Here is an 11555-nt window from a genome sequence, read left to right on the forward strand (position 1 = left end):
GCGGTATCTCAGAGAACCACTTTTCATTTTTTGAAAAGTGTGTGAATCGCTTATGCCGCTTTTGGGCGGTATCTCAGGGAACCACTTTTCATTTTTTGAAAAGTGTGTGAATCGCTTATGCCGCTTTTGGGCGGTATCTCAGAGAACCACTTTTCATTTTTTTGAAAAGTGTGTGAATCGCTTATCCCGCTTTATATCGGGATCTCAGAGAACCACTTTTCATTTTTAAGAAAATGGATTGAATTGCTTATGCCGTTTTTGTTGGTGTCTCAATTACTTTCCATAATAATAAACCTTCTTCTATTTTTAAAAGTAGCAGGAGGTTTTATTTTAAAAAACAATTTTATTTTCCACTGAAATTTCAGAACCCTCTAATAACATTACAGAGTTAGGTGTTTGTTGGTCTAAAAGCTGAAAATTATCACCATAAGTGTCTTTAAAAGAAACATCAATATGATAATTTTTTATAGGATAATATTCCCATTTTGGATGTTTTACTTCGTATTCTGTGGTTTTCTTATCATTAATTTTAGAATAGCCCCAATAATGTTCTGCAATAAATTCTATAATAGAGTTTTCTTTAATTGGTTTAGGTTTTGTTTCAGACGCTACAGCAATTGCATTCCATATATTGTTTATTTTCCATTGATAAGAAACTTTGAGTTTATTAGTCTCAAAATTCCACAAATGTTTCATGGGTAAGGTTTGATAATGTTCTTTGTAAATGGTATTTGCTACAAAAGTAAGTGCAGGTTTTGGTACAATTTCTTTGATAAAAACAACACCTCTTTTTACTTTATTCTGTACTTTTCTTTTCACATAAAACCGAAGGTTTACTTCTTCAAAATTTGTATGTAAAGGAATTTTTAAACCTAATAACTTTGTGTTTAAAAACATAAAACCAATTAAACTAACATAACATTTTCCTTCAAAAAAATCTAAGGTAGTTCCTGGGGGAACATACTCTTGTAACACATTGGGGTTTATTTCATAGTTAACCATGATTAATTTTCTCCATTCTGCTTTTAAAAAACTCATAATTATTAATGTAAATAAATGATAAAAAATACAGCAGTCATGTAAACCCAAAATATAGTAAAAAGGACATGCATTGTTGTTTCAAAAACTTTTCCTTTCCAAAGTTTTGGTGAATATACAAAGAGTTGAAAAAACAATCTGATACTCCAAAATATTGCTAAGCCTAAAGAAGTTTTTTTACCAAGATTGGTTTCTATCAATTCAATTGAAGACGTAAAACAGAGTAAACCCATCATAAAAACGGTGAAAGCTATAAAAAAAGTATGTGTAGTCATCATTTGCCTGTTGATTAAGCTCAAAGATTTCAGTTCTTTTTTCCAATGAAAATAATTTGGAAATCCAATGTGAATAATCGCTAAAAACATTAATAAAGCACCTATAATTTTTAGTTGTAAGATCATAATTTAAAATTTAATTGTGAATATTAAATATGGACATAAAAGGGGTGAATTTTTTTTCGGAACAGGATGTAAATCTAGCTTCTTTAAAAGCCTTTAACCACGTATTTTTAGAGAAAAAGTGTGTAAAACCTACAGAAAAGGCAAAGAAATTTGGTAAGTCTCGTAAATGTTCTACCATTATTACTTTTCCATTTGGCTTACAAATTCTATTACATTCAGATAAGAAAGCTACTTTTTCTTTGTGCTTTCTAATTTCATGAGCTGCTGATAAAAGAAAAATAATGTCTACAGAATTATCTTCTAACGGAATGTTGTTTGTTTTTATTTGCTGTGTATTTGGGTACAGATTACTTACTTTTCTAGCTCTTACAATTGCGGGTTCTGTATGTTTTTCTGAATTGTAAAAATCAAAAACTTGTAAATGAGATTCAGGAAATTTATTTTTTATAGAAAAACTTGTTTCATCAAAACCGGCATTTATATTTACAAAAGTATTCGCTTTAGAATCGGAAATATTAAACTGATCTAACCATTTAAAATGATAATATCCAGAAAAATCATACACATAAGCAGATATTATTAAAGGCATAACAAGTCCGTAAATAAATGCGGCAGTAATACTCCAAATAAGTGTTTTTGATAGATTAAAATATATGCATATAGACAGAATGCCTACTAAAACGATACTACCAATAACGTAAAAATGCCTGTTAAAACTTAAAATATTTAAAACTCCTTGAAATTTTCTTCTTTTTATTTCCATAATTCTATCGTTCCTTTTTTCCAGTGATACGGAATGTTTTCAATAATAAAAGCATTTGCTAATTCATAATTTTTTAGATTTAAATCTTTTAAAAACTTAAAATGATATTCTTCAACTTTTAAAGGTTTGGGTTTCCAATTAGTACGAACTCCTTCAATAATTAATACTTCTTTTTTTAGGTCATTATAAGTAAAGGTAAAAGGCAGTGGACCAGCAAACCTTCTGGCTTCTTTCCAATTTAAAAATGGAGAATTTATGGGTAATTGAATGTCATCAGTTGTTGTATCAACTTTAATGTTAAAATTAGATTTTTTTGAAGTTATTTCCTTAAAATTTTCTTCTTTTTTAATGTTGATGTCTGTTGTGTTGTACTTATAATGTGTAAAAATATTTCCTCTAAAAGTCATTTTTTTAGAATCTGTATCTGATTTTAAAATATACAAACCGCGTAATCTTTTTCCTTTGTTATTCGTGTATTTTACAAAAACTCTGTAACCAATCAGAAAAAAATCATTGCCCATAAATGTAGGAAGTCCTTTTGGTCTTAAATCTTTTGTTTGCACCATGGCAATGGCAATAAATGCCCATTTATCTTTAAAAGTGTCTAAGGATAAACATGGCGGAATTAAATTTTTTAATTGTTCTTTGGGTACTGCAAATGTAAATACTGTTGAACTTTCAAAATAAGCTTCTACCGAAAAAGGGTGGTTTTTTAGAGATTTAAACATTTCTTTTTTCTTTTAAAATGAATTCTTGATAATAAATAACAGCACAGAAACAGATGGCAAATACACTATTTAAACTTCCAAAAAGTAAGAGGTCTTTGGCAAAAATAAATTCAAGAATATTCATGCTAAGAATCATTGTAATTTGTGTGATACTGTTCAATTTTGATTTAATTTTGGATACAATCCATACGGCCATCATAATTTCTAAAATTCCTATGATAAAAATGATTTCTTTCGCATAATCTTCACTTAAAATTTTTGACACAATTTCTTGATGTCTTGGAACTTGATTTAAAACTTTGCAGTATAAACCGTTTGTAAGCCAAACAAAAACGATGAATATGTGGAGTACTTTTTGTGTCATATTTAAAGAGTTTTAGTCATTTTACCTAAGTTGATTTTCTCTGCTTTTGTAAACTTAATTTCTCTTACCATCTTCATATCTTCCCACAAATATTGACTTCCTTTCAATCTTTTTGTCTTTCGAACTCTTCTTTGAAAAGCCCTATATTCTTTTTCTGTTGGGGGTCTTTTATCACCTAAAACGCCATATAATTTTATAGCAGGATATACTTCAAACTTCATTCTAAATAAAGATTTTAACCAAAACCATTTGTTGCTGTTTACCGCTAAAACACAAATGTTTTTATTGGTGTTGGCATTGGTATTTAACTTTGTAGTAAATTTTTCAAAATAAAAACCAGTTTGATTTTCATTTAAAAATAAAGAGCCAATAGGAGTAATTGTTGGCTGATGCTCTTTATTTACAGATGCAATAGAAACGTGCATATTGGCAGCAAAAGATGTCTTAAAATGCGTTCTAATTTTTGACCAGTTTTCTTTGATATTTATTTTCATAGTTTCAGAAATAATTGAAAGTTTGTGTGCAAATTTTTTTACTTTTTCATCATTTTTGTAAAGTTAGATAACAACCAGTGTTCATCTGCTTTTATTGCTGTTTCTAACATAGAATTTACTTTTGTAGTTACGGAAGATAAATCACCCAAAACCTTTTTAAATTGCATTCCTTCTTCTGTAGTATCCTCTACTTTTTGTAAATCTTCTAACACTTTTAAAACAGGTTCAATTTCTCTTTTCTTACGCTCTTTTGTAATTTGTTTAAACAATTCCCAAATATCTTTGTCGGCCACAAAAAACTCTTTTCTTTCTCCTACTACAAATTCTTTGGTAACAATTCCCCAATCTATTAAAGCTCTAACATTCATGTTTACATTTCCTCGAGAAATTTGTAAAGTATCCATAATATCTTCAGCAGAAAGAGGTTTGGTAGAAACTAATAACAATGCATGCACCTGTGCCATTGTTTTGTTAATTCCCCAAGAAGTTGCTAAACTTCCCCAAGTTTGAATGTATTTTATTTTTGCTTCGTCTAATTTCATATTGCAAATATACATTATTTTTCTAAACTTTCAATAATTATTGAAATATAAATAATATTTAAGTTTTGACTTTATTTTATACCTTTCCTTCAAATTATAAAAAACATGAAATTATTAGGTATAGGTTCTAGAATTCAGCATTCGGAATTTGGTTTTGGCGTAGTTACAAACGTAGATCATAAGAATTACTGGGTTACTTTTCAGGAAAACGGATTAGAAACCATTCCGTTAGATAGCGAATTTGAAGTAATAGAAGCAGTTGTAGATGAGTTAGATACTGTAAGTTTTTATGAAGTAGAAAGTACTTTAAGAAATTTATTAAAACAATACAGCGATATTTCTGAAGTAGTTCACATGGCAGATAAATGGAAAGGAGGCACATTAATTTTAGCCCCAAAAGACACTAATTTAAGTTCAAAAGAAATTCCGATTGATGGCTTTTTTCATAAAATAGTTATGGTAAGAGATCGCATAAGAGTCATGGAACAAAAAATTAATGCTAGTAAAACGTTGGTAGATCAAGATAAAATAGATTTACAACAATACATTACTAGAATTTATGGTAGTTTAACAACATTTAATGTTCTTTTTAAGCTAAAATCCGATCATTTTGTGGGCTCAAAATCTAATTAAAGTAACCTAATTATTTTTTTGTCCGTATTGTTTAGCACTTCAGTATAAAGAGATAAAATGATTGTTTTAATGTCAAAATTTAATTTATCAGGAAGTGTTCAGAATTAAAGTGATATTTTTGCAATGTGTATAATAAAAGAGTAGTATTAGAGGAGGAAGACTATTATGTAAATGAGCAAGGTTACCGAGTTTTTACAGAAAAATTTCATTTAAAAAGAGGTTATTGTTGTAAAAGTGGTTGTAAACATTGTCCGTTTGGGTATGATAAAAATACAGATAGTTTTAAATAAATAGTGACTTTTTAGATTATGTAAGGTCTAAAAGGTAAGAGTTTAAAAATAATAGAATGATAAAAAAGTTATTAGTATTAGTAATGGTAATTCAGTTAGCAGGATGTGCAGAATTACAAAATATTGTAAGTCAATTACCAAACGGAGGTGTTTTGTCTCAAGAGCAAATTGGTAACGGTTTAAGAGAAGCTTTAGATAATGGAGTTAAAAATCAAGTAACAAAATTAACTGCAGAAAACGGTTTTTTTAAAAATGATTTGGTTAAAATTTTATTGCCAGAAGAATTGCAAGCCGTAGATAAAGGTTTACGTCAAATAGGATTGAGCAATTTAGCAGATGAAGGAATTAAAGTTTTAAATAGAGCTGCAGAAGATGCTGTAAAAACAGCAACACCAATTTTTGTAAATGCGGTAAAAGAAATTACGTTTGCTGATGCTAAAAATATTTTATTAGGAGAAAAAAATGCAGCAACCACGTATTTACAAGGAAAAACAACAAGTAGTTTATACAGCAGTTTTAGTCCCGTAATTCAAAATTCTTTTGCCAAAGTAGGCGCAGATAAAATTTGGTCTAATTTAATTACCAAATACAATACAATTCCGTTTGTTAAAAAAGTAGATACAGATTTAACAGGTTATGTAACAGACCAAGCGTTAAAAGGTGTTTTTACAATGATTGAAGTTGAAGAAAAAGGAATTAGAGAAAAAGTAGGCTTGAGAAGTAGCGCATTGTTAAAACAAGTTTTTGCATTGCAAGATTAAGGTTTACTAAAAATAGTTATAAAAAAATCTCTTTGTTTTTAAAACAAAGAGATTTTTTTATTTAGCAAAGCTCTATAAAATAATACTTCTTTTATGTAGTGTTTTAAAATAATCAAAAGCTTTTAGTAATCTACTTCCGTACCAAGAAAATAGTTCTCCATCAACAAAAATAACTTTTGCGTTGTGTGTGTATTTTTCTAACTCTGCGGCATGTTCTTTCTTAAAAGGATACGGTTCTGAAGATAAAAAGATGATATTAAGCTGAGTATTTAATTTCATTTCTTCCAAATTAATTTCAGGATATCTCTCTATATGCTGGTATATATTTTCAAACTTATTTAATTGTAATAAATGATTAATAAAAGTAGAATTGCCAGCTGCCATCCATGGATTTCGCCATATAAAATATGCAACTTTTTTTAGTTCTTTGTTTTTGATAAAAACTTTAAAACCAGATAGCTCAGTATTTATTTTTTCAATAATTTCTAACGCTTTACTTTCCACTGAAAATAAAGTTCCATACATTTTAATGAGTTCTAAGGTATCATCAATAGTATAAATATCAGAAACATGAGTAGGCGCAATTTCTTCGCAGACTTTTACAATTTCTTTAGAATTTTCTTCTTTATTACAAAGAATAATATCCGGGTTTAAAGCTTTTAAGGCATCAACATGTATGCTTTTTGTACCGCCAACAATTGTTTTAGTTTGTTTTAAATATTCCGGATGAACACAAAATTTTGTGATACCCACAATAAAATCTTCCAAGCCTAAATCTATCAACAATTCGGTTAAGCTAGGAACAAGACAAATAATCCGTTTAGGAGTTTTTTCTATTTCTAAAACTCTACTTATTTGATCTTGAAACAATGCCAAACTATTGTGCTAAAATTTCCTCCATTTGATCTTGTAATTCTAATGCTTTTATGGCGGCTATTTCAGCAAAATTCTCAGTATTTGAAGCATAAATAATTCCTCTTGAAGAATTAATTAGTAAGCCAATAGTTGAAGACAAACCATATTTGCAGACATCTTGTAAATTACCACCTTGTGCACCAACACCTGGAACTAATAAAAAGGAATTTGGTACAATTTTTCTAATTTCTTTAAAATATTCGGCTTTTGTAGCACCAACAACATACATTAAGTTTTCAGCATTTTTCCATCCTTTAGAAGTTTCTAAAACCTCTTTGTACAATTCTCTGCCGTTTACTTCTTTTGTCTGAAAATCGAAAGCACCTTCATTAGAAGTTAGCGCTAACATAATGGTGTGTTTGTTTTTAAAAGCTAAAAAAGGTTCAATAGAATCTTTGCCCATATAAGGCGCAACGGTAACAGAATCAAAGGCTAAATCTTCAAAAAAAGCTTTGGCATACATGGTTGAGGTATTGCCAATATCGCCACGTTTTGCATCTGCAATTGTGTAGATTTCTGGGTGATTTGTATTTAAATATTGAATTGTTTTTTCTAGAGCTTTCCAACCTTTAATTCCATAGGCTTCATAAAAAGCGGTGTTGGGTTTGTAGGCAACACACAGGTGATGTGTAGCATCAATAATTGCTTTGTTAAATGCAAAAATAGGATCTTCTTCTTTTAAAAGATGCGATGGAATTTTGTTTAAATCCACATCTAATCCTATACATAAAAATGATTTTTTCTTTTTAATTTGGGCAATAAGTTCTTGTGTTGTCATCTGTTTTCTAAAAGTTATGCAAAAATAGGTATTTTTGTTTTTAAATAAAGAGAATATATGTAAGTATTGGTTTGTTAAGAAGACAAAAAAACAAAAATAAATTAATGTTCAAAAAAATAATAGTTTTAGTTTTAGTATCGTTTTTAGCAAGTTGTAATTTCGAAAAACCAACTGAGTTTTCTGAAAAAGCCTACAATGAAAAAGTATATAATTTACAAGATCAAGAAACTAGTTTTAAAGAGGTGCTTCAACAATATAAAGGTAAAAAAATTTTAATTGATGTTTGGGCGTCTTGGTGTAGAGACTGTATTAAAGGAATGCCAAAAGTAAAGGATTTACAAGAAAGATTTCCAGAAGTAGTGTATTTGTTTTTATCGGTTGATGAAAAAAAAGGTTCTTGGAAAAGAGGCGTTCAGCGTTATAACGTTAGAGGAGAACATTATAATGTACCCAAAGGAATGAAACATGGAGATTTGGTTAATTTTTTAAATGTTAGTTGGATTCCTAGATATGTGGTGGTAGATGAAACAGGTAAAATAGTACTGTTTAAAGCCACAGATGCTTCGGATAAAAAAGTGATAGAAGCGCTAAAATAATAATATATTTTGGCTTTAATTTAGACTTCATTTTTAGCGGTAATTAGGTGTTTCTGGTGTCTTTTTTTATCAAAAGTAACACGCTAATTTTTATTTAAAACCCGTAAGAATATTTATATAAAACGTTATCGTAATTATTTGTCTTTCTTTATGTTTTTTGTCTTTCCATTTCTTAAATTTACATCCAAATAAAAAAAACATTAATAAGAGCCTTTTAGGTGATAAAATAACAATTATGAGATCAAAAATAGTAGCAGGAAACTGGAAAATGAATAATGATAAGAAAGAAAGTAAAAAACTAATCAAAGATTTAAAAAAGGCAATTAAAAAAGAGAAATTAGAAAATACTCGTGTAATTGTTGCTCCTACTTTTGTAAACTTATCTGCATCTATAAAATCTGCGAAAGATTCTAAAATAGAAGTTGTTGCACAAAATATGCATCAAGCTAAAAATGGCGCTTATACTGGTGAGATTTCTGCTGATATGTTAAAAGCAATAGATATTAAAACAGTTATTTTAGGTCATTCTGAAAGAAGAACTTATTTTAATGAAACAGATGAATCATTAGCGGCAAAAGTTGATGCAATTTTAGCCAATGATTTAGAAACAATTTTTTGTTTTGGTGAATTGTTAGAAGATAGAAAATCTGAAAATCATTTTGCTGTTGTAGAAAGCCAAATTTCTAATGCATTATTTCATTTAGAAGCAGGCGCTTGGAAAAGCATTATTTTAGCATATGAGCCAGTTTGGGCAATTGGTACAGGAGAAACTGCAAGCGCAGAACAAGCGCAAGAAATGCATGCTTTTATAAGAAGTATTGTTGCTAAAAAATACAATAATGAAGTTGCTGATGCTGTTTCTATTTTATATGGTGGAAGTGTAAAACCAGCCAATGCAGAAGAAATTTTCTCTAAACCAGATGTAGACGGTGGTTTAATTGGTGGTGCAGCATTAAATGTTGATGATTTTACAGGAATTATTAAAGCTATTTAAGCATCGTAATTAAAGATATTTACAATAAATTTGCATCGAGATTTTAAAAATCTTGATGCATTTTTTTTACAAGAAGTTTATGGACAATATTTATATAGAATACAATTTTACAGTAACGCCAAAAGAACCTGCTACAGAAATTTTAATTGCAGAATTAGGGAATGTAGGTTTTGAGAGTTTTGTTGAAAATGAAAATGGAGTTACTGGTTATATTCAAAAAGAAGATTGGAATGCTGCCATTTTAGATGATATTTTTGTGTTAAATTCAGATGAGTTTTCTATAGAATATAATAAGAATGAAGTAGAACAAACCAATTGGAATGCAGAATGGGAAAAGAATTTTACGCCAATTCAAGTAGAAGATGTTGTAAGTATTCGTGCACCATTTCATGAAAATCCTAATTTAAAATATGATATTGTTATTGAACCAAAAATGAGTTTTGGTACAGGACATCATGAAACTACACACATGATGGTACAACATTTATTACAATTAGATTTAGAAGGAAAAAAAACCTTAGACATGGGTTGTGGAACCGGAATTTTAGCAATTTTTGCTGAAATGAAAGGAGCGAATCCTATAGATGCTATTGATATTGATAATTGGTGTTATGAAAACTCTTTAGAAAATGTAGCGAGAAATAATTGCAAACATATTTCGGTTTTTGAAGGAGACGCATCCTTGTTAGTGAATAAAAAGTACGATGTAATTATTGCCAACATCAACAGAAATATTTTGTTAATGGACATGCAAACGTATGCAAATTGTTTACATGAGAAGGGCGTTTTATTATTAAGCGGTTTTTATGAAGAAGACATCCCAGTTATAGATGCTGAAGTTTCTAAATACAACTTAAAATTAGAGAATTTTATTCAAAGAAATAATTGGGTTGCATTAAAATACAATAAATTGTAAATTTGCTAAATGAGTACCAAAGAAAAAATCCAGGAAGATGTTGATGTTTTAGAGCAAGAAACATTTCAGCATGAAATAGTTTTACACAATGATGATGTAAATACATTTGACTTTGTTATAGATTCTCTTGTATCTGTTTGCGAACATACATTTGAACAAGCAGAGCAATGTGCAATTTTAGTACATTATAAAGGTAAGTGTTCTGTTAAATCTGGAGATTATAAAGACTTAGAGCCAAGATGTTCTAAACTATTACAATTGGGGTTATCTGCAGAATTGGTATAATCAATACCTTTTTTTCTAAGCAAGGCCTTTTATTTTCTTTATAAAATCATTCCAAAGAAAAATAGGATATATAAAAGTCAAGATAATATTTTGACAGTAAAATAAAAGTAGTGAAAAACATAAAATGTGTCTAAGATTGAGATTGTTGATTTCAAAAAAATAATTATTTATGAAAAATGTACTAGATTATTACGAGTTTTCATCTTTTAGAAAAGATCAATCTGATGCTTTTAATGGAAACGAAATCTCTTTTACAGAAATAAATAAAACCCATTTCTTAATTTTTGAAAAAAATAATGCTACTTTAAATTTGTATGTTTCTAGATACGAGCAAAGAAATGATATTGGCGTAAAACCCCCGGTAATACTAGAGTTGGTGATGGCTAATTACGATAAAGGTGTTCCAGAACACAGAATTGCACTTCGAAAATACCTAGGATAAATTTTCCTTTTTTTTATTTATTATTATTTTTTTCAAATTTATGTGACTTCCTAAAAGATGTAGTGTCATATAAGTGTTAGTAATATAAAATAGTACATTTTAGTTGTGGTGTTTTAGATACTTAAAAAAATAGTAATGGGTTTAATAAAACCTATTTATAGAAAAATTAAATGAACATAGCGTTTTAAAAATATTTACAATAGTAGTAGTAGTTAGTTTTATACTAAGTTTGGTTAGACGAAAAGGCCTTGAATTTATTCAAGGTCTTTTCTATTTAAAGAAAAGTTAAGAACACTCTTTACAAGTACCCGTTAAAACACAATTTACATTTTCAACCAAATATGTATCCGGAACGGAAAAAAGAACATCCATCTGGTAGGCATTCTATGGTTTCACATTGTAAAAAGATGTAGTAAATCTACCTCCGAACAAATAAAATATTTAATGCTATTAGCTTTAAATGAAGAAAAGTGTGAAAATAGCGTACAAATAAAAAAACCAGTAATTTCCAAAGCGTTGGAAAGTACTGGTTTTGTTGGTGACCATGGCAGGATTCAAACCTGCAACCTCTTGAGCCGTAATCAAGTGCGCTATTCAGTTGCGCCACATGGCCGT

At 29.0% G+C, this 11555-nt stretch carries 17 protein-coding genes and 1 tRNA gene; 8 read left to right on the forward strand and 10 right to left on the reverse strand.

Annotated features, from left to right (window positions below; all coding sequences use genetic code 11):
* Positions 1–330: 330 nt before the first annotated feature.
* From ACSHW5_RS16100 to ACSHW5_RS16130, 7 genes are read right to left on the reverse strand one after another with little or no spacing between them, the layout of a single operon-like run.
* On the reverse strand, positions 331–1038 hold the full coding sequence (locus ACSHW5_RS16100; protein WP_435677174.1) for a YqjF family protein: 708 nt from the start codon (positions 1036–1038) through the stop codon (positions 331–333).
* A gap of 5 nt (positions 1039–1043) precedes the next feature.
* Positions 1044–1439, reverse strand: coding sequence for a hypothetical protein (locus ACSHW5_RS16105; RefSeq protein WP_435677175.1), 396 nt, complete (start codon positions 1437–1439; stop codon positions 1044–1046).
* A 10-nt stretch (positions 1440–1449) separates the two neighbouring features.
* A complete protein-coding gene (locus tag ACSHW5_RS16110; RefSeq protein WP_435677176.1) occupies positions 1450–2202 on the reverse strand; it encodes a class I SAM-dependent methyltransferase in 753 nt (250 codons plus the stop codon).
* Entirely contained in the window at positions 2193–2930 is a 738-nt protein-coding gene (locus ACSHW5_RS16115) for a DUF2071 domain-containing protein (RefSeq protein ID WP_435677177.1), read from the reverse strand. Before ACSHW5_RS16115 ends, ACSHW5_RS16110 begins: the two co-directional genes overlap by 10 nt.
* Entirely contained in the window at positions 2923–3294 is a 372-nt protein-coding gene (locus tag ACSHW5_RS16120) for a DoxX-like family protein (protein WP_435677178.1), read from the reverse strand. The genes ACSHW5_RS16115 and ACSHW5_RS16120 overlap by 8 nt, the downstream gene beginning before the upstream one ends.
* Positions 3295–3296: 2 nt before the next feature.
* Positions 3297–3788: a hypothetical protein gene (locus ACSHW5_RS16125; RefSeq protein ID WP_435677179.1), complete on the reverse strand. Its 492-nt coding sequence runs from the start codon at positions 3786–3788 to the stop codon at positions 3297–3299.
* A gap of 38 nt (positions 3789–3826) precedes the next feature.
* Positions 3827–4330, reverse strand: coding sequence for a GbsR/MarR family transcriptional regulator (locus tag ACSHW5_RS16130; RefSeq protein WP_435677180.1), 504 nt, complete (start codon positions 4328–4330; stop codon positions 3827–3829).
* Positions 4331–4435: 105 nt separating this feature from the next.
* Here ACSHW5_RS16130 and ACSHW5_RS16135 point away from each other — a divergent pair, with 105 nt between their 5' ends.
* The 3 genes from ACSHW5_RS16135 to ACSHW5_RS16145 all read left to right on the forward strand — a co-directional run bounded on the left by ACSHW5_RS16135 (position 4436) and on the right by ACSHW5_RS16145 (position 6014).
* A complete protein-coding gene (locus ACSHW5_RS16135) occupies positions 4436–4963 on the forward strand; it encodes a hypothetical protein (protein ID WP_435677181.1) in 528 nt (175 codons plus the stop codon).
* A 125-nt stretch (positions 4964–5088) separates the two neighbouring features.
* A complete protein-coding gene (locus ACSHW5_RS16140) occupies positions 5089–5253 on the forward strand; it encodes a DUF5522 domain-containing protein (RefSeq protein WP_435677182.1) in 165 nt (54 codons plus the stop codon).
* Between the two features lie 56 nt (positions 5254–5309).
* Entirely contained in the window at positions 5310–6014 is a 705-nt protein-coding gene (locus ACSHW5_RS16145; protein WP_435677183.1) for a DUF4197 domain-containing protein, read from the forward strand.
* A gap of 72 nt (positions 6015–6086) precedes the next feature.
* Here the strand turns inward: ACSHW5_RS16145 and ACSHW5_RS16150 are convergent, their stop codons facing one another.
* Entirely contained in the window at positions 6087–6890 is an 804-nt protein-coding gene (locus ACSHW5_RS16150; RefSeq protein WP_435677184.1) for an ABC transporter substrate-binding protein, read from the reverse strand.
* Position 6891: 1 nt separating this feature from the next.
* Complete coding sequence (gene pyrF / locus ACSHW5_RS16155; protein ID WP_435677185.1) at positions 6892–7707, reverse strand: orotidine-5'-phosphate decarboxylase; 816 nt, start codon at positions 7705–7707, stop codon at positions 6892–6894.
* A gap of 104 nt (positions 7708–7811) precedes the next feature.
* Between pyrF and ACSHW5_RS16160 the strand changes: the two genes are divergently transcribed.
* From ACSHW5_RS16160 to ACSHW5_RS16180, 5 genes are all read left to right on the forward strand, one after another.
* Entirely contained in the window at positions 7812–8303 is a 492-nt protein-coding gene (locus tag ACSHW5_RS16160) for a TlpA family protein disulfide reductase (protein ID WP_435677186.1), read from the forward strand.
* Between the two features lie 235 nt (positions 8304–8538).
* Positions 8539–9297: a triose-phosphate isomerase gene (gene tpiA, locus ACSHW5_RS16165; protein WP_435677187.1), complete on the forward strand. Its 759-nt coding sequence runs from the start codon at positions 8539–8541 to the stop codon at positions 9295–9297.
* A 79-nt stretch (positions 9298–9376) separates the two neighbouring features.
* Complete coding sequence (prmA, locus tag ACSHW5_RS16170; RefSeq protein WP_435677188.1) at positions 9377–10213, forward strand: 50S ribosomal protein L11 methyltransferase; 837 nt, start codon at positions 9377–9379, stop codon at positions 10211–10213.
* A 9-nt stretch (positions 10214–10222) separates the two neighbouring features.
* Complete coding sequence (locus ACSHW5_RS16175; protein WP_435677189.1) at positions 10223–10498, forward strand: ATP-dependent Clp protease adaptor ClpS; 276 nt, start codon at positions 10223–10225, stop codon at positions 10496–10498.
* Between the two features lie 169 nt (positions 10499–10667).
* On the forward strand, positions 10668–10940 hold the full coding sequence (locus ACSHW5_RS16180) for a hypothetical protein (RefSeq protein ID WP_435677190.1): 273 nt from the start codon (positions 10668–10670) through the stop codon (positions 10938–10940).
* Positions 10941–11476: 536 nt separating this feature from the next.
* Here the strand turns inward: ACSHW5_RS16180 and ACSHW5_RS16185 are convergent.
* Positions 11477–11553 (reverse strand) — tRNA-Arg (locus ACSHW5_RS16185).
* Positions 11554–11555: the final 2 nt, after the last annotated feature.

The sequence above is a fragment of the Polaribacter sp. genome (assembly GCF_051251875.1).
GTDB lineage: Bacteria > Bacteroidota > Bacteroidia > Flavobacteriales > Flavobacteriaceae > Polaribacter.